The 17,397-nt window shown below is 63.9% G+C and carries 19 protein-coding genes; 9 read left to right on the forward strand and 10 right to left on the reverse strand.

The window, feature by feature from the left end; translation table 11 throughout:
• Positions 1-49: 49 nt before the first annotated feature.
• A complete protein-coding gene (locus tag HF690_RS00970) occupies positions 50-832 on the forward strand; it encodes a class I SAM-dependent methyltransferase (RefSeq protein ID WP_168608138.1) in 783 nt (260 codons plus the stop codon).
• Between the two features lie 68 nt (positions 833-900).
• Here the strand turns inward: HF690_RS00970 and HF690_RS00975 are convergent, their stop codons facing one another.
• The 6 genes from HF690_RS00975 to HF690_RS01000 all read right to left on the reverse strand — a co-directional run bounded on the left by HF690_RS00975 (position 901) and on the right by HF690_RS01000 (position 5,143).
• Positions 901-1,236: a hypothetical protein gene (locus HF690_RS00975; RefSeq protein ID WP_168608139.1), complete on the reverse strand. Its 336-nt coding sequence runs from the start codon at positions 1,234-1,236 to the stop codon at positions 901-903.
• Positions 1,237-1,533: 297 nt separating this feature from the next.
• Entirely contained in the window at positions 1,534-2,319 is a 786-nt protein-coding gene (locus HF690_RS00980) for a succinate dehydrogenase iron-sulfur subunit (protein WP_113065053.1), read from the reverse strand.
• A 21-nt stretch (positions 2,320-2,340) separates the two neighbouring features.
• Positions 2,341-4,128 carry a succinate dehydrogenase flavoprotein subunit gene (sdhA, locus tag HF690_RS00985; RefSeq protein ID WP_113065054.1) on the reverse strand — a complete coding sequence of 596 codons (1,788 nt, stop codon included), beginning with the start codon at positions 4,126-4,128 and terminating at the stop codon, positions 2,341-2,343.
• A gap of 10 nt (positions 4,129-4,138) precedes the next feature.
• Positions 4,139-4,522: a succinate dehydrogenase, hydrophobic membrane anchor protein gene (gene sdhD, locus HF690_RS00990; RefSeq protein ID WP_113065055.1), complete on the reverse strand. Its 384-nt coding sequence runs from the start codon at positions 4,520-4,522 to the stop codon at positions 4,139-4,141.
• On the reverse strand, positions 4,519-4,911 hold the full coding sequence (sdhC, locus tag HF690_RS00995) for a succinate dehydrogenase, cytochrome b556 subunit (protein ID WP_113065056.1): 393 nt from the start codon (positions 4,909-4,911) through the stop codon (positions 4,519-4,521). The genes sdhD and sdhC overlap by 4 nt, the downstream gene beginning before the upstream one ends.
• A gap of 67 nt (positions 4,912-4,978) precedes the next feature.
• The gene (locus HF690_RS01000; protein ID WP_113065057.1) at positions 4,979-5,143 is read right to left on the reverse strand and encodes a DUF1674 domain-containing protein; all 165 of its coding nucleotides are present in this window, start codon (positions 5,141-5,143) and stop codon (positions 4,979-4,981) included.
• A gap of 111 nt (positions 5,144-5,254) precedes the next feature.
• On the opposite strand from HF690_RS01000, the gene ygfZ reads away from it, so the two are divergent.
• Together ygfZ and HF690_RS01010 are read left to right on the forward strand one after the other, a co-directional pair.
• The gene (ygfZ, locus tag HF690_RS01005) at positions 5,255-6,061 is read left to right on the forward strand and encodes a CAF17-like 4Fe-4S cluster assembly/insertion protein YgfZ (protein WP_168608140.1); all 807 of its coding nucleotides are present in this window, start codon (positions 5,255-5,257) and stop codon (positions 6,059-6,061) included.
• A 449-nt stretch (positions 6,062-6,510) separates the two neighbouring features.
• On the forward strand, positions 6,511-6,945 hold the full coding sequence (locus HF690_RS01010; protein WP_113065059.1) for a cell wall hydrolase: 435 nt from the start codon (positions 6,511-6,513) through the stop codon (positions 6,943-6,945).
• 81 nt (positions 6,946-7,026) lie between these two features.
• Here HF690_RS01010 and HF690_RS01015 read toward each other — a convergent pair whose 3' ends face one another.
• Both HF690_RS01015 and HF690_RS01020 read right to left on the reverse strand, forming a co-directional pair.
• Positions 7,027-7,536 carry an outer membrane lipoprotein gene (locus tag HF690_RS01015; RefSeq protein ID WP_240151515.1) on the reverse strand — a complete coding sequence of 170 codons (510 nt, stop codon included), beginning with the start codon at positions 7,534-7,536 and terminating at the stop codon, positions 7,027-7,029.
• A gap of 77 nt (positions 7,537-7,613) precedes the next feature.
• The gene (locus HF690_RS01020) at positions 7,614-8,153 is read right to left on the reverse strand and encodes a glycine zipper 2TM domain-containing protein (RefSeq protein WP_113065060.1); all 540 of its coding nucleotides are present in this window, start codon (positions 8,151-8,153) and stop codon (positions 7,614-7,616) included.
• 188 nt (positions 8,154-8,341) lie between these two features.
• Between HF690_RS01020 and HF690_RS01025 the strand changes: the two genes are divergently transcribed.
• The 5 genes from HF690_RS01025 (at position 8,342) to HF690_RS01045 (ending at position 14,037) form a co-directional block, all read left to right on the forward strand.
• Positions 8,342-9,139 (forward strand): TatD family hydrolase, encoded by a 798-nt coding sequence (locus tag HF690_RS01025; protein WP_168608141.1) that lies wholly within the window; start codon positions 8,342-8,344, stop codon positions 9,137-9,139.
• Positions 9,140-9,271: 132 nt separating this feature from the next.
• Positions 9,272-9,751, forward strand: coding sequence for a MarR family transcriptional regulator (locus tag HF690_RS01030; RefSeq protein ID WP_205300767.1), 480 nt, complete (start codon positions 9,272-9,274; stop codon positions 9,749-9,751).
• Between the two features lie 5 nt (positions 9,752-9,756).
• A complete protein-coding gene (locus HF690_RS01035; RefSeq protein ID WP_240151516.1) occupies positions 9,757-11,235 on the forward strand; it encodes an efflux transporter outer membrane subunit in 1,479 nt (492 codons plus the stop codon).
• Positions 11,232-12,422 carry an HlyD/EmrA/EmrK family protein gene (locus tag HF690_RS01040; RefSeq protein WP_168608143.1) on the forward strand — a complete coding sequence of 397 codons (1,191 nt, stop codon included), beginning with the start codon at positions 11,232-11,234 and terminating at the stop codon, positions 12,420-12,422. The genes HF690_RS01035 and HF690_RS01040 overlap by 4 nt, the downstream gene beginning before the upstream one ends.
• Before the next feature lie 67 nt (positions 12,423-12,489).
• A complete protein-coding gene (locus HF690_RS01045; RefSeq protein WP_113065064.1) occupies positions 12,490-14,037 on the forward strand; it encodes a DHA2 family efflux MFS transporter permease subunit in 1,548 nt (515 codons plus the stop codon).
• A gap of 59 nt (positions 14,038-14,096) precedes the next feature.
• Here HF690_RS01045 and HF690_RS01050 read toward each other — a convergent pair whose 3' ends face one another.
• Positions 14,097-14,726 (reverse strand): ABC transporter ATP-binding protein, encoded by a 630-nt coding sequence (locus HF690_RS01050; protein ID WP_168608144.1) that lies wholly within the window; start codon positions 14,724-14,726, stop codon positions 14,097-14,099.
• Positions 14,723-15,937, reverse strand: a complete 1,215-nt coding sequence (locus tag HF690_RS01055) for a DUF6136 family protein (RefSeq protein ID WP_168608145.1) — start codon at positions 15,935-15,937, stop codon at positions 14,723-14,725. The genes HF690_RS01050 and HF690_RS01055 overlap by 4 nt, the downstream gene beginning before the upstream one ends.
• A 371-nt stretch (positions 15,938-16,308) precedes the next feature.
• Between HF690_RS01055 and HF690_RS01060 the strand changes: the two genes are divergently transcribed.
• Positions 16,309-17,355: a S1 family peptidase gene (locus HF690_RS01060; protein ID WP_168608146.1), complete on the forward strand. Its 1,047-nt coding sequence runs from the start codon at positions 16,309-16,311 to the stop codon at positions 17,353-17,355.
• Positions 17,356-17,397: the final 42 nt, after the last annotated feature.

The raw sequence follows: 17,397 nt of genomic DNA on the forward strand, positions 1-17,397 counted from the left end.
CCTGTGGCCGTGTCCGGCTGCGCGGGTCCATACTGGGCGCATGATGCCCATGAATCGATCCCTCGCCCGTAATCTGGTGGCCGGCCTCGCGCTTGGCCTGATCCTCGCCGGAACCGCCCATGCCGACCGCGGTCAGCCCGCCGGCATCGACGTGCCGGCCTACATCACCAAGGCGTTGACCGATCCAGCGCGCGCGCACGACCGGGCCAACGACGCCAGACGTCGCCCCGGCCCCATCCTGGCGCTCGCCGGCGTCAAACCCGGCGACACCGTGATCGAACTGGTTCCTGCCAGCGGATACTGGACGCGCATCCTGAGCCGGATCGTCGGCCCGAAGGGACACGTCTACGCCGTGACGCCCGTCGAATTTCTCAAAGTATTCCCCAAGGCCGCCGACAAGGTGAAAGTACTCGCTGCCGACCCGCACTACAGCAACGTCACGGCGCTGGTACAGCCAGCCGCCGACCTGAAGATTCCGAAACCGGCCGACCTGGTGTTCACCGCCGAGAACATGCACGACTACAACAACGCCTCGTTCGGTAGCCTGCCGCCGAAAGCGCTGGCGACCGAGGTGCTCAAGGCGCTGAAGCCCGGCGGCATCTTCCTGGTCAACGATCATGTGGCACCGAAGGGATCGGGACTATCCGACACCGATACGCTGCACCGTATCGACCCGGCCACCGTGAAGGCCCAGGTCACGGCCGCCGGCTTCGTCTTTGTCGGCGCCAGCGACGTGCTGCGCAATCCCAAGGACCCGCACGACATCAAGGTCTTCGACCCGTCCATCCGCGGGCATACCGATCAGTTCGTGTACAAATTCCGCAAACCCTGACGCAATCTGAGCGACACGAAAAGGCCCGCGCATCGGCGGGCCTTTTTCATGTCGGCGAATCCTCGCGATCAGGTGCCTGCCCCCGCCTTCGGGTGCCGCTCGCTCCAAGCTTTGCGGGAACGAGTCAGCATCGCCTGCACATCATCGACCGGTACAAGCGAACGCTGTACGAAGCCATCCGGCACCTGACGCGTCATCGAGCCGGTCCCGCGGATGTGCATCACGCCGCCAGCGTCGGGCATGAAACGGAAATGCAGCGTGAGTTCGGGCGTGTGTGGCTCGACATCCGCATGTGCCGCCTCCACCCGATAGGACTTTGACGCGCCGTCGGCACGCTTGCGGCGTGCCAACAAAGAGAGCGCGTCGTGCACGATGCCGAAACGCTCCGCCTGCAGTAATGGCATGACTGCATACGATGCCTCTGCAGTTGCGACATGCCGCCGATGCTTTCACGTGCGATCAGCGTATGCGATCCGCCGCATGGCGACACTCGCACCAAACACAAACGCGACCAGCCTCGTCAGAGCCTCCTTCTTTCCGTTCATGCCACTTCCTCCATGAGGAGGAACTTCCCATGGTCGCAGCACCCGCCACGCGAATCGGAATGCATCCGTGTCACGAACAAACCATGTACCGACACAAAAAAGACGCCCGCCGGCCAAGCCGACGGACGTCGCATGCATCAGCCGTGGCTCGCAGTGTCAGGCGGAGCGACGCTCGACGATCAGCTTCTTGATCTCGGCGATGGCCTTGGCCGGATTCAGCCCCTTGGGGCAGGTCCGCGCACAGTTCATGATGGTGTGGCAACGGTACAGTTTGAACGGATCTTCCAGATCGTCCAGACGCTCACCCGTATCCTCGTCGCGCGAATCGGCGATCCAGCGATAGGCCTGCAGAAGAATGGCCGGGCCGAGATACTTGTCGCCGTTCCACCAGTAGCTGGGGCAGCTGGTCGAGCAACAGGCGCAGAGAATGCACTCGTACAGGCCGTCCAGCTTCTTGCGGTCTTCCGGCGACTGCAGGCGCTCGGCGTCCGACGGTGCCGGACTCTGCGTGCGCAGCCACGGTTTGATCGAGGCGAACTGCGCATAGAAGTGCGTCAGGTCGGGCACCAGATCCTTGACCACCGGCATGTGCGGCAGCGGGTAAATGCTGATCTCGCCGCCCTTGCAGTCGTCAATGGACTTGGTGCAGGCCAGTGTGTTGGTGCCGTCGATGTTCATTGCGCAACTGCCGCAGATGCCCTCGCGACAGGAACGGCGCAGCGTCAGCGTCGAATCGACTTCGTTCTTGATCTTCAGCAATGCGTCCAGAACCATCGGGCCGCAGCTGGACAGATCGATCTCGAACGTGTCCATGCGCGGATTCTGGCCATCATCCGGACTCCAGCGGTAGATCTTGAAGGTGCGCGGTTTCTTGGCGCCCTCGGCCGCATGATGCTTGCCGGGTTGAATCTTGGAATTCTTCGGTAGCGTGAACTCTGCCACGTGGCTTCTCCAGTCCTGGACTCAGTAGACGCGCTTTTTCGGCGGCACGGTCTCGACTTCGTCGGTGAGCGTGTTCGAATGCACGGGGCGGAAATCGAAGCGGCTCTTGCCCTTCTCGTCGATCCACACCAGGGTGTGCTTCATCCATTCGGCATCGTCGCGATCGGGGAAATCCTCGCGGGCATGCGCGCCGCGCGATTCCTTGCGCTGCTCGGCCGAGTGCATGGTGGCCACGGCCTGATCGAGCAGATTGGACAGCTCCAGCGTCTCGACCAGATCCGAATTCCACACCATGGAACGGTCGCTGACGCGCACGTTCTCGAACGAAGCGTGGACCTCGGAAATCTTCTCGCAGCCTTCGGCCAGGGTTTCCTGGGTACGATAGACCGCGGCATCGCTCTGCATGGTCTTCTGCATCTTCAGGCGGATGTCCGCCGTCGGCGTATCGCCATCTGCATGACGCAGCTTGTCGAAGCGCGCCAGAGCCTTGTCCAGCGCGCTCGCCGGAAGGTCCTTGTGTGGGCTGTCCGGCTTGATGATCTCGGCGCAGCGATGGGCGACCGCACGACCGAACACCACCAGATCGAGCAGCGAGTTCGAACCCAGGCGGTTGGCACCGTGCACGGACACGCAAGCTGCTTCGCCGATGGCGAACAAACCCGGCACAACCGCGTCGGGATCACCGTTCTTCAGCTGCACCACTTCGCCGTGGTAGTTGGTCGGAATGCCGCCCATGTTGTAGTGCACGGTCGGCAGCACCGGGATCGGCTCCTTGGTCACGTCGACACCGGCGAAGATGCGCGCGGTCTCGGCGATGCCCGGCAGACGCTCGTGAATGACCTCGGGACCCAGATGCATCAGGTTCAGATGCGTGTGATCGCCGTGCTCACCGACACCACGGCCCTCGCGGATCTCGATGGTCTCGGCGCGCGAGACCACGTCGCGCGAAGCCAGGTCCTTGGCGCTGGGCGCGTAGCGTTCCATGAAACGCTCGCCCTTCGCGTTGGTGAGGTAACCGCCCTCGCCACGCACGCCCTCGGTGATGAGACAGCCGGCGCCGTAGATGCCGGTCGGATGGAACTGCACGAACTCCAGATCCTGCAACGCCAGCCCCGCACGAAGCACCATGCCGCCACCGTCGCCGGTGCAGGTATGCGCCGAGGTGCACGAGAAGTAGGCACGGCCGTAACCGCCGGTCGCCAGCACAACCGCCTGGCCGCGGAACACGTGCAGCGTGCCCTCGTTGAGATCCAGCGCCAGCACGCCGCGGCACACGCCCTCGTCGTCGAAGATGAGGTCGGTGGCGAAGTATTCGATGAAGAACGTGGCGTCATGCGCCAGCGCCTGCTGGTACAGCGTGTGCAGAATGGCGTGACCGGTACGGTCCGCAGCAGCACAGGTGCGCTGCGCGGTGCCCTTGCCGTAATGCGTGGTCATGCCGCCGAACGGACGCTGGTAGATCTTGCCTTCCTCGGTACGCGAGAACGGTACACCGTAGTGCTCCAGCTCGATGACCGACGCTGGCGCGTTCTTGCACATGTACTCGATCGCATCCTGGTCGCCGAGCCAGTCGCCGCCCTTGATGGTGTCGTAGAAGTGGAAGCGCCAGTCGTCCTCGCCCATGTTGGCAAGCGCGGCGGCAATACCGCCCTGCGCAGCCACGGTGTGCGAGCGCGTCGGGAAGACCTTGGTGATGCACGCGGCCTTCAGACCCTTCTCGGCCAGGCCGAAGGTGGCGCGCAGACCGGCGCCGCCGGCACCGACCACGATCACGTCGAACTTGTGTTGCTGAACCTTGTAGCTTTCCATGAACCTTCCTTCAGGCGCCCAGGGCGACACGCAGGACCGCCAGCGCGCAGGCCAGCGCGAACAAGACGGCGAGAAGCTTGACCAGCACCATCAGGCTGACTTCGAGCCAGCGCGTGTGCACGTAATCCTCGATCACCACCTGCAGACCGAGCTGCGCGTGCCAGAACATGCTGGTGGTGAACGCGATCATCAGCACCGCATTCCACGGCTTGGCCAGCGTGGCGTGCGCGGTGGCGAAATCGGCATGCATCAGCGACAGCAGCGTGATGACGAACCAGATACCGAGCACGACCAGCGCGACGGCCGTCATGCGCTGCATCCACCAATGATTGGCGCCGGACTTGGCCGAACCCAGACCGCGCGCACGTTGCAGGGGGTTGCGCAGATCGCTCACAGAACACCTCCGGCCATCAGGTATGCCCAGATCGCGACGGTCAGCAGCAGACTGACGATGACCGCCAGCCAGCTCGAACGCACGAACTGCGGAATCTCGTAACCCATGCCGGTGTCCTGCAGCAGATGCCGGATGCCGTTGCACAGGTGGAACATCAACGCCCAGGTCCACCCGAGCAGCAGGATCAGCCCGAAGATGCTGCCGGCGAAGCCGGTGAAGCAGCTCCAGGCATCCGGCCCCGAGGCCAGGGCCGTCAGGCCCCACAGCACCATCAGGGTGCCGGCGGCCAAGGCGATGCCGGTCGCGCGATGCAGGATTGAAGTCACCATCTGCACCTGCCAGCGGTAGATGCCGAGGTGCGGTGAAAGTGGTCGCCCGCTCTGTGCCATCGTGGCTATCCTTGTATAGGGAATCGCTTGCGTGCCCGGAAACGACACGAGACTCACGCGGAGTCGGTCAGAAATCGATGCAACGGCCATTCTTCTCCCAATCGCCGTAGCGAACGGGGTCGAGGCGTGGCTTCTCGTTCTGGCGTACCGGTTCCGGACCGACCTTCGCCGCTCCAGACGGCTTCGGCGTGGAGTCGGGGGAATCGGGTGGCGTGGGAGTCGTGTCGGTCATGGGCTTGGAAATGATCTTTAAAATCCTAATACCTGGGTTGAACCAGCACAAGCTGAACCCACTCCAAGATCGTGCGCACCGCACGCCCCAACACACGGAAACGACGTTTTCATGACGCTTCAGGAACCCGCCGCGCTTCGCGCATCCATGCTTCGCATCGAAGGACCGGACGCGTTGCGCTTCGCCCACGTGCAGTTCACCAGCCATGTGCTGTCGCTGGAAATCGGCGCCTGGCAATGGAGCGCCTGGCTCGATGCACGCGGCCGCGTGCATCGCCTGTTCCACCTGCTTCGTCCGGACGAGCATCATCTGCTGCTGGCCCTGCGCGGCGGCGACGCCGAGATCATGGTCGAACGACTGCACCGCTTCGTGTTCCGCGACAAGGTCACGCTGCAGGCGCTGCCGCCCCTGGCCGTTCACGACGACGACGCGCTAGCCGAAGGCATCGTGCAGCAAGACAACGAAGATCTGCGTCTGGGCATGGGCGATCACGGCCTGCGCCTGTCACCCGAGGAGCGCCACGACACGGCATGGCGACGACGCGCCATCGAACGCGGCGAACCCTGGCTTCCGGATGCGTTCGCGGACACCTTTCTTCCCCCGGCGCTGGGGCTGCGCCGTTTGCGCGCCATGCAGCTCGACAAGGGCTGTTTCCCCGGTCAGGAGATCGCGGCGCGACTGCATTACCGCGGCGGTCACAAGCATGCACTGATGCATGTCCGACTGGCCGAAAACACACAACCCGGCAGCACGCTCGAAGTGCAGATCGACCACGGAGAACCCGTCTCGCTGGAGGTTCTCGACTGCATCGGCAACGAAGCGCTCGTGGTCGCCCACGAACGCGCACAGTCGGTGCTGCCGCGTGGCCTTGAAGCCGCAACGCAGCCCCCCTATATCGTGCGTGTATTCGCCCCCTGATCGGCGCGGGCCTACACGCGCTGCCGTTAACTCGACATGAATAAAACCGCCTTCGTGTTTGACTCGGTGCGAAACAGAAGCTAAATTTGCGTTATTCGATGTTCCTCCGGTGACGGTAAACGAGGAGTCGAAGTGAGCGCGACGAACCGGATGATTCCGGATTGGCGCGACCCGGTGGCACGTAGCCCCGGAATGTAGTGCTCGCATCGAAGCGGGTACCGATGCGCGGAGCCACCCATTCGCTTCCGCCATATGCCGCGCATCGGCGAAATGATTCCCACAACGTACGAATTCGGATCGGCGCTGCGCTGGAACGCGGCGTTCGTTTTGTGCCATGCGCGTTTGCACGGCATGAAATCGGTAACGACCGGCAGGCCGTACGAAACGGCTGCCGCTCATGCGCGAACACGGCCCTCATGGCGTGCCGCACCTCTGAGGAGAATGCAACGATGAAACTCGCCTGGTTGCTGTGGATGACCTCCATGCTTCCCCAACCGCTCGCGGACCAGACCTGTCTGGCCACGACCGTGTACCTGGAAGCCCGCAGCGAATCGACGATCGGACAATTCGCCGTCGCCGAGGTGGCCCTGCGCCGCCGCGAACGCGGCTACTACGGCAAGACCGTGTGCGATGTCGTGCGCGCGCCGCGCCAATTCGCCCTGTCCACCACCCCGACTAGCTTTCAGGTCACCAACCTGAAGGCCTTCACCAAGGCCTGGAAGATTGCCGGCGAAAGCATGGCGATCTGGAAACTGCCCAAGACCGAACGCGTCATGGTGGTTCCCGGTGCCGATCATTTCGCCACGACCAGCATCTCGCCGAAGTGGGCCACGCGGGCGCCACTTCGCACCATTGGCGAGCACGCCTTCTACGCAGCCAACTGACCGCAACCACCCTTCATGGGGAAAGAAAAAGCCCTCCCGTTGCCGGGAGGGCTTTTTTTATTGCAACATGCCGCGAAACGATCAGCGCATGTACACGCGACCGTTGCTGATCTGCACGTAGTCGCCGTTGCGCACGCGCGGATCCTCGCGCTGGGTCACGGTCGCGCGGCGACCGTCGTCCAGACGCACCACGACACGGTATGCCGGCACATCGCCACTGTTGCGCTTGGCCACTTCGTTGCCGACTGCACCACCGGCCACCGCACCGGCCACGGTCGCGGCCTTGCGGCCATCACCCTTGCCGACCTGATTGCCCAATGCAGCACCCGCCACGGCGCCGATGATGGTACCCAGCACGTGGGACCTGTTGCTGTCGGACACGTAGACCTGGCTCACGCTCTCGACCACGCCGCATTGATTGCTTGGACAGCTGCGACTAGCCGTACGCCCGCCTCCGCCGTATGTGGTGCCGTATCCGGGACCATTTCCGCCGGAGTTGTACGGCCCCGTTGCGCAACCGGCCAATGCCAGCATGGCGGTCGCCAGCGCAACCGGCACGATGCGTCGAATAGAGCTCATCTTGATGGACATGGAACCTCCTTGGTTGGGGATGACCTTGGTGGCGAGCGGACGAACCCGAAGCTACGGATTCGTCCGCGATCCTGCGATCAATTGGACGAAACGACCGTCGTGGCCTGCTTGATCTCGACCGTGTCACCCGGATTGTGGTCCATGCGAGTGGTGTGCACGGTGCCGTCCTTCAGCTGGTACTTCACGTTGTAGCCGACCACCGTGGTCTTGCGGTCGTTGACCGTCTGGCACTTCTGTTCCTGGGTCGTGTACGTGGCGTCCTCCTGATGCTTCTCCTGGATCTTCTTGCCAGCGTAGCCACCTGCCACGGCACCGGCGACCGTCGCCAACTTCTTGCCCTTGCCGCCGCCGACCTGGTTGCCGAGCAGACCGCCCGCCACGGCGCCGATGGCCGTACCCGCGATCTGATGCGAATCCTTGACCGGCTTGTGGTGCGTCACGGTCTCGTTGTGGCAAACCTGACGCGGATGATTCGTGGTCTTCTTGATCGGCGTCGCGCTAACTACCTTCGCGTACTGCGGACCTTCCGCGCTGGCGTTGCGGTTGCACGCCGTCAGACCACCTGCGGTCGCGACGGCGATGCTGGCGACGAGCGCCTTGGTAACGAACTTGTTCATCTCTAGCCTCCTGTTTCCACCCACGTCGTATGGATGTCCGTTTGTTATGTTTCCGCATTCAAGCACTGCGGAACTGAACAACTCATAAGGTCTGCGTTAAATCCGGTGCAGCATGCATCACCGTACCCGCAGATCACTCCAGAGCACTATCCTCCATGATGCCTGCTTTCACGTGGCGACGAGCAAATATGAACGGGATCGCAATCACCCTTTTCGACAGCCACACGCATCTGGACGATGCGGCCTTCGACGCCGACCGCGACGCTGTACTGCGGCGCGCCGCAGAGGCTGGCGTCACGGAGGCCTTGGTCGCTGCCGTCACCGCTGGGCGCTGGCCTACGCTGCAAGCGGTATGCGCGCGTCCTGGGAACGCCATTCGTCTGCACCCCGCCTACGGTCTGCACCCGATGTTCATGGACGCACACGATGATGCGGACCTCGACGCACTGGAAAACTGGCTACGCGACCGAGGCGACGATGCCGTCGCTGTCGGAGAATGCGGACTGGACTTCCAGGTCGGCATCGAACACGAGCGCCAGCGGCGCTTCTTCCGTCACCAGATCGGCCTGGCGCGCGAACTCGACCGGCCGCTCATCCTTCACGCACGCAAGGCTGTCGAGGAAGTCATCCTGACGCTGCGCCACGAAGGCCCCGTGCGCGGCGTCGTGCACAGCTACGGCGGCAGCGTCGAACAGGCTCGGCAGCTCTGGGACCTGGGCATCCACATCGGCTTGGGCGGTCCGGTCACGCACGAACGCGCGCACAAGCTGCATCGCCTGGCCGCGTCCATACCGCTGGAGCAGCTGCTGCTGGAGACCGACGCGCCCGATCAGCCCGGCGCCGCCCATCGGCACGAGCGCAACGAGCCGGCCTATCTGACCGAAGTGCTCGACGTCGTCGCGCGTCTGCGCGACACCGCCCGTGCAACCATCGCCGCCGCCACGCACACCAACGCCCGCCGCCTGTTTGGCCTGCCCCGAACCTGATTCGTCCGCACGTTCCCCGCGCACGGTCTTGTATACCCACCAGTTCAGTTGTTAAGCTTATAGTTCACTAATGAACTATTCATTGCGGGCATGGGCCGACTCCTCGACTCCACCGAATCCATGAAGGCAGCCGTGGCACGCGTCGCCGAACGCGTGCCTGACATGCCCGTGGACGACATCGTGCTGCTGCGTCTGCTGCATATCGTCAACGCCGGCCTCGACCAGTCCGAAGAGCGCTGGCTGAAGCCGTACAAGCTCGGCAACAGTGAATTCCGCACGCTGATGATGCTGTACAGCAGCGCCGAGCAGCAGGCGCATCCGTCCGATCTGTGCCAATGGGCGTCGCAGAAGCCGACCAACATGACACGGATCATCGACACCCTGCTCGAACGCGGCCTGGTGACCCGCCGCCCCAGCGATGCCGATCGCCGTCGCATCATTCTCGAAGTGACGCCGGAAGGGTCGCGACTGGTCCGCACGCTGCTGCCGGAAGTCCGGCCCAACGTGCAGGCCCTGTTCCACCACTTCTCCCGGAGCGAGTACCGCCAGCTGGCCGGTCTGCTGGAAAAGCTGCTCCGCAACCTCGACGCCATGGATCCCGTCCAGGAATGAACCCGATGACTCCCTCTCGCGTATTCGCCGTCGCCGTCGCGACCCTGCTGCTGGGCGCATGCGCCGGCGTGCCCGACAAGATCCGGCACGTCGACCTGCGCTCACAGGCGCCGCTGGCCGGCCTGCCCTCTTCCAGCCAGGGCTCCTGGCCCGCCGCCGCCTGGTGGAAGCGCTACCACGACCCGCAGCTGGATCGATTGATCGACCGCGCCCTGCACGACGCCACCAGCCTGGCCGCCGCGCGCAGCCGGGTGAACGCCGCCCGCGCGTCGGCCAAGCTGACCGCGTCGCAGGTCGGCCTGCGCATCAACGGCAACGTGCAGGTCGCCCGCCAGCGACTCAGCGAAAACGGCCTGATCCCGTCGCAGTTCCTCGGTTTCACCTGGTACAACCAGGGCGACATCGGCGTGCAGGGCAGCTACGACTTCGACCTGTGGGGCGGTCACCGCGCCGAAGTCGAGGCCGCCATCGGACAGGTGCACGCTGCCGCCGCCGAGCGCAGCGCCGCTGCCCTGGCCCTGCAGGTCGGCATTACCCGCACCTACTTCGGTTGGCAGGCCGACCGGCATCGCTTGCAGCTGGCCGAGCAACTGGTTCGCGACCAGGAACGCCTCGTCCACGTGTTCGATGTGCGCGTGAACGCCGGTCTGGAACCGAATGACCGGCTGCAGCAGGCGCGCGCCGGCGCCGCGGCCGCGCGGCAGCAGGTCGCGGCGCTGCGCGGAAGCGCCAAGATCCGCCGTGCCATCCTGGCCGCGCTGATCGGCATCGCACCGAAAGACCTGCCCGACCTGAAGATGCGCCCTCTGCCGAAGGCCAACGCCGCGCTGCCGGCCAACGCCGGCCTGGACCTGATCGCGCGCCGCCCCGACATCGCCGCGCGCCGCTGGCAGGTCGAATCCGCGCTGCGCCAGACCGATGCCGCGCGTGCCAAGTTCTTCCCCGACTTCAGCCTCAACGCGATGGCCGGCTTCTCCAGCATCGACCTGGGCAAGCTGCTGCATCCGGAAAGCCGGGTGTTCGCGCTGACGCCCGCCCTGCACCTGCCGATCTTCGAAGGCGGACTGCTCCGCGCCGGCTTCGGCGTATCCAAGGCGCAACTGCAGAGCGCGGTCGCGCAGTACAACGACGCCGTGGTCAACGCCGCGCGCGAAGTCTCCACCCAGGTGCTCGACCTGCAGCGCCTGCGCGCCCAGCGTCATGAACAACAGGCGCAGCTGCAGGCCGTGAGCGCGCTGCAGCGCAACGCCGAAGCGCGCCAGCATCAGGGCCTGACCGATATCCAGCCCGTGCTGCAGGCTCGCACCCAGGTGCTGCAGCAGCGTGACGCGCACCTGCAGCTGACGGCACAGATCCTCGACGCCGACGTCGGCCTGATCCAGGCGCTGGGCGGCGGCTACCAGCTTGAACACGCACCGGAGGCGACCGACAACACGGCTACCCCGGCCCCTGCAACCTCTTCCGCGCGGAAAACGACCCTATGAGCGCCCAAGACGAAAAGACCTCCGACGCCAAGAACCACGGCGGCGAGAACGCCAGCGGCAACGGCAAGCGCAAACGCATCCTGCTGACCATCGCCGGCGTGTTCGTGCTGGCCGGGCTGGCCTGGTTCCTGCTGTGGCTGTTCGTGCTCTCGCAGCGCGAAGTGACCGACGATGCCTACGTCAAGGGCAACCAGGTCACCGTCAGTTCGCAGATTCCCGGCACCGTGGTCGCGGTGATGGCCGACGACACCGATCTGGTCCACGCCGGCCAGACGCTGGTCAAGCTCGACCGTACCGATACCGACGTGAACCTGGCCAAGGCCCGCAGCGCGCTGGCGGAAACCGTGCGCAGGGTACGTCAGGCCTTCGCCAACGCCGCGAAAGCCGACGCCGCCGTCGATGCGCGCAAGGTCGAACTGAGTCTGGCCCGCGCCGACCTCAAGCGCCGCGAGCCACTGCTGAAGCAACAGGCCGTGTCGCCGGAGGAAATGTCCCATCTGCGGGACCGCGTGCGCACCGCGCAGAGCGCGCTCGAAGTCGCCCAGCGCAACGCCACCGCCGCGCACGCTGCCATCGACGGCACCGACATCGAGCACAACCCGGCGGTGATGCAGGCACGCGCCGCGTTCCGTTCCGCGTGGCTCGCCGTGCACCGCACCGCCATCGTCGCGCCGGTCGATGGCTACGTCGCCCAGCGCAGCGTGCAAGTCGGCCAGCAGGTGCAGCCGGGCGCGCCGCTGATGCAGGTGATTCCGCTGAACAACCTGTGGGTCGAGGCCAATTTCAAGGAAGTGCAACTGGCCCACATCCGCATCGGCCAGCCGGTGAAGATCGAGCCGGACATCTACGACGGCCTGGTCTTCCACGGCAAGGTGGTCGGCCTTGGCGCCGGCACGGGCAGCGCGTTCGCCCTGCTGCCGCCACAGAACGCCTCGGGTAACTGGATCAAGGTGGTGCAGCGCGTGCCGGTGCGCATCTCGATCGACCCGAAGGACCTGCGCAAGCATCCGCTGCGCATCGGCCTGTCCGCCGATGTCAACGTCGACACGCACAACCGTGACGGCCGTGTGCTGGCGCAGAAGCCGGTGACGCAGGCGGTCTCGAAGACGGGCGTCTACGACCGCGATCTGGCCGAGGCCGAGCGCGAGGCCGACGCCATCATCCAGGCCAACCTCGGCCGCAAGTAACCGTCCCCTCTCCTGCTGACTCACGGCGCGGCTGCGGCCGCGCCTGCCCACGGAAAACCCGAACGCGATGTCCTCCAACGCTCCGGCGCCGTACAAACCGTTGCATGGCACCCCGCTGGTGCTGCTCACGATCGCGATCTCCTTCGCCACCTTCATGGAGATCCTCGATCTGACCATCGTCAACGTGGCGGTGCCGCACATCGCCGGCGCGCTGGCGGTGAGTCCGCAGGAAGGCACCTGGGCGATCAGCTCCTACGCGCTGGCCAGCGCCATCATGCAGCCGCTGACCGGGTGGATCGCCAAGCGCTTCGGCGAGGTGCGCACCTTCGTCATCTCGCTGGTGCTGTTCGTGACGTTCTCCATGCTCTGCGGCATGGCGACCAGCATGCCGATGCTGGTGATCTTCCGCCTGCTGCAGGGCGCCGGCTCCGGCCCGATGGTGGCGCTGTCGCTGGCCCTGCTGCTGGCCGCCTACCCGGTCGAACGCAAGGGCATGGCGCTGGCGATGTGGGCCATGACCGTGGTCATCGCACCGATCTTCGGTCCCATCCTCGGCGGCTACATCACCGACAACCTGTCGTGGCCGTGGATCTTCTTCATCAACGTGCCGGTGGGCCTGCTGGCCGGCGCGGTGGTGTGGGGCATCATGCGCAAACGCGAGACCAAGACCATCAAAGTGCCCATCGACATCGTCGGCCTGGGCCTGCTGGTGGTCGGCGTGGGCTGCCTGCAGTTCATGCTCGACAACGGCAACGACAAGGACTGGTTCTCCTCGCCGCTGATCACCACCCTGGGCATCATCGCGCTGGTCTGCCTGACCTTCCTGGTCGCCTGGGAGCTGATGGCCAAGCATCCGGTCGTCGACCTCTCGCTGTTCCGCAAGCGCAATTTCACCGTCGGCGTGATCGCCCTGGCGCTGGGCATGATGGCCTTCTTCGGCATCAACGTGGTGTTCCCGCTGTGGCTGCAGATCAACCTGAACTACACCGCCACCTGGGCCGGTCTGGCGACAGCGCCGGTCGGCATCCTCGCCTTCCTGCTGTCACCGGTCATCGGTCGCAATATCGACAAACTGGAACTGCGCGCAGTGGTGACCTTCTCGTTCACCGTGTTCGCGATCACCTCGTACTGGTTCTCCACCTTCAACAACGACGCCTCGTTCGGCAGCCTCATCATGCCGCGCTTCGTCATGGGCCTGGCGATCCCCTGCTTCTTCATTCCGTTGAACCAGATCATCCTGTCGGGCCTCAAGGATCACGAAGTCGCCACCGCCTCGGGCCTGGCCAACTTCTTCCGCACCATGGCTTCGAGCGTGTCCACGGCCGTCACCGTGACCCTGTGGCAGCACCGCGCCGACTATCACCAGGCCATGCTCACCGAACACGTCAACCACGCCAACCCGGCCGTGGGAAGCTACCTGCAGACCCTGCACGCCGGCGGCATCACCGGCGAACGCGCCTGGGCCGTGGTCGAACGCGTCATCACCCGCGAAGCGCTGACGCTGTCCGTCAACGACGTGTTCTGGGGCTGTGCCGTGCTGTTCCTGTGCCTGATCCCGGTGCTGTGGTTCGCCAAGCCGCCGTTCGCCAGTGGTGGGCCGGAGACGATGCATTGAGTGGTGGCTTGCGCGACCTAGAACCTGATGGGCTTTCTTTGTCAGCCCAACCTGCGAACCTAGGACACCGAAGGTACGCCAGTTTCACCTAATGTCAGCATACTGGTGGCCACCTCCCGAAAAGGATCCACATGATGCGTCGAGACCAGCATGATCCGGTCGCGTTGATAATCTGCCAGCAGAGTCAGCAGCACATCGCGTGACGCGGCGTCGATCTCGTTGATCGGTTCGTCGAACAGCATGACCAACGGTGCCGCGATCAGGGTCGCCGCCAGCAGAATTTTCTTGGCCATGCCGGCCGAAAGCGTCCCGAGCGGTGCATCGACAGCGTGACTCAGGTGCAGTTGCTCCAGCACGTGAGTCCGATATTCGAGTGAACGGCGACTCGACGGATACAGCGAAGTCACGAAGTCGATCAGCATGCCCGCACGCAGCCAGGGAATGGCAGGAGGCGCGCCCGGAGCCAGCAATACGCGATCTGAATGCCGCTTCATGGGTACATCGCCCAGGCGAATCACCCCGGTCATTGGCGACAACGCTCCGGCAATGGCTCGCAACAGCGACGTCTTGCCAATTCCGTTGGGACCCACGACCAGATGCAGTCCTAAGCCGAACGTGCGTGTAAGCGCCCTCACCTGCCCGAACGGCAACGTCAGTTCATGCAAGCCAAGCGATTCGATGGAATTCATGAAAGCGCCACCGTCAGAAAAATCAGTGTGAGTACGACATGCGCTGTCGGCATCAGCCACCGCATCGTGTCGCGCGTCCAGTTCGCGCTGAATGCGCCCACTGCAAACAGTCCCGCATAGCCGAGCAGCGGATAACTAGGCAGAGCCGCATGAGACGTTCCAGGAGGCAACGCGTGGACCGCAGTCTGCCAGTACGCGCTCATGCAGAGCGAGAAAAGCACCACCGGCGGCAGTACGGCAAACCAAGTAACGCGCCTTCGGAATGCGCAGTGGCCCGCCAGGAAGTCCAGCCGCTCCAGCATCATGCCGCGCACAAGCACCGGCAATCGATACAACGCAGCCGACGCGATCGCCATCAAGCCGATCAGAAGTGCCGTGGCGAGACCGACGCTCGGCGCATGGCCTGCGAGCAGGGTCATCGCCAGCGCCCACGCACCAAGCAGATAGCCTCCTCGAACCACTAGCGACTCGCGTAAGGCATGCCAGGACGCAGGCACAACCAACGCGCTCGCCAGTGCGATACGCTCGAAGATCGCACGTGACCGGCCCGTTGATCGAAGCGCCTGAAACCGTGCCCGCCGTGGGCGAACAGCGAACGTCATGGCGACAGCCGCTGTAACAAGCATGGCGACAGCACCGAGCACACTTTGCGGCCGGAACACCATCAACACGAGCATGGGTAAAACCATCACGGCAGCGCGACGATAGGCGTTGCGCAACAACAACACGTTTAACACCATGCCTGCGCCGACCATCACCAAGTACGACACGCTCGCCGACACCGCCTGCAGGGACGGGCCCTGACTCCATAGCATGTAGAGCAGCCATATCAACGGCAGCCAAAGCACCGAATAACATTGCATGACGATGCGCAAATCGGCGCGCCAGACGGCAGCATCGGGAATGGGCAACGTCGCAAGGAACGGCTCCGCATCACGCATGAAGATTGCCCCGTGCAGCAACCACAACAACTCCAGTGTCACGCACTGCCAGCCAAGCAGAATGCCCAGCCGCTCGCTCAATCCCACATGTGTGTGCATCAGCGCCATCAGGCCATCGGCCAGAACGACCATCAAGCTAACGATGGCAAACACGCCCGCACTGCCGAAAAACCCCATGCCCACGACGGCGGTCTTTGCCATGCCACGGAAGCGCTCGGCAAGCGATCTGCGGAAATGCAACTGGCGCAGACGCGCATAACTCAGACTCACCCATGACTCCGGAGATGTAATGTCCTCTCAAGTGAGGACCGGAAAAACATGCGCAGGTTCACTCCCGCCGCGCCATCACACCATTTCTGGTCCACGACCACCGTGAAAATGCTCCCTGATACCATTTTCGTGCCTGATCCCGGTGCTGTGGTTCGCCAAGCCGCCGTTCGCTAGTGGTGGGCCGGAGACGATGCACTGAAGCACCGGCCTCGACGTGTGACTGGAGTTTCGTGATGAACCTTGCGGATAGCTTTTTTCGGCCAGAAACGGACCTTTAGTCTCTGATGGGGAGTCGGCCGTATCATTCGGTTATTGAGCCGAGGTCACTAAGGTATTTGACTGATTGCATTTTTGACACGTGGACACGCCGGTTGAGCACATTTGAGCCTTTCATTATCCGCACTTGTGAGGGGCCGTCCGGAGTACGGCCGCGCCTTCGCGGCTACGAACCGAAGCCGGGTCGGCCCTTCGCGCCCTTCGAGATATATGACCCGTTCGGACTGCGCAACGCGATCGTTCCGGTGTTTTGCCAGCACATGGATGGACGGATGTATGGCGTTGGAACAGCGTTCCATGTCGATGGTTTCGGCAACTTTCTCACCGCGTACCACGTCATCGACTTCGTCGAGAAGCAACTTGCCGGACGCCCGATTCTGTTCCTGAGCATGCACGCCATGGTGTTTGGAACGGTCAACATCCCATCGGACTGTTTCGTGTCGCCGCAGGAAGTGCTCGCATCGCTGATGGAGGTGGAAGATCCGATGGCCATGCTGCGCCGAAGGCCCGTCCGACGACCCGCCATCGATGTCGCGTCATTGAGGGTCGCAGAGATCGGTCCCGGTGTACGGCCGCCACAGACGTTGCCGATGCGGACGAAGGGGTGGGTGCCGCAGATCGGCGAGATCGTGCTCGCCGTCGGCTTCCCAGAACTGAACCTGTCGGAAGTCGATTCAGCCCGGCAGTCGGCCCTGCTAACCGAGGGCATGTACGGCGCTTACGGGCGGATTGTCGTTGTCCACGAGCAGGGCAGCAGCCGCTCGAACCCGACGCCTGTGTTCCAGGTGGAGAGTGATTGGCCGCCCGGCCTGAGCGGAGGCCCGGTGTTCAACAGGAACGGCGAAGTCGTCGGGATGGTAAGTCGGTCGCTGCGCGCGGAATCCGGTTATGCCGGTGCGGGGTACGCCGTGCATTTCGGCTTGGTCCATGACGTTGAGTTGCTGACGCCGAATGTGGATCGGTTGAATCCAGGTTGGCGTAGGTGCTGGGGAGTGTTTGCGTCGGCAGCGTCCGAACCAATCAGTATGCAAGCCACGAAGGAACAAGCAGAAGCCGTTGCATCAAGGCTTGAGGGGGCCGTCGAAATCCGACTAATCGCTCATCGGCTAGGTACGAATGATTTCATGGACCTAAGGGTCTGAATGACACGATGCGGCCGGTCGTCGCGTCGAACCGGACAGTGT

The sequence above is a fragment of the Oleiagrimonas citrea genome (assembly GCF_012395255.1).
Classification (GTDB): Bacteria; Pseudomonadota; Gammaproteobacteria; order Xanthomonadales; family Rhodanobacteraceae; genus Oleiagrimonas; species Oleiagrimonas citrea.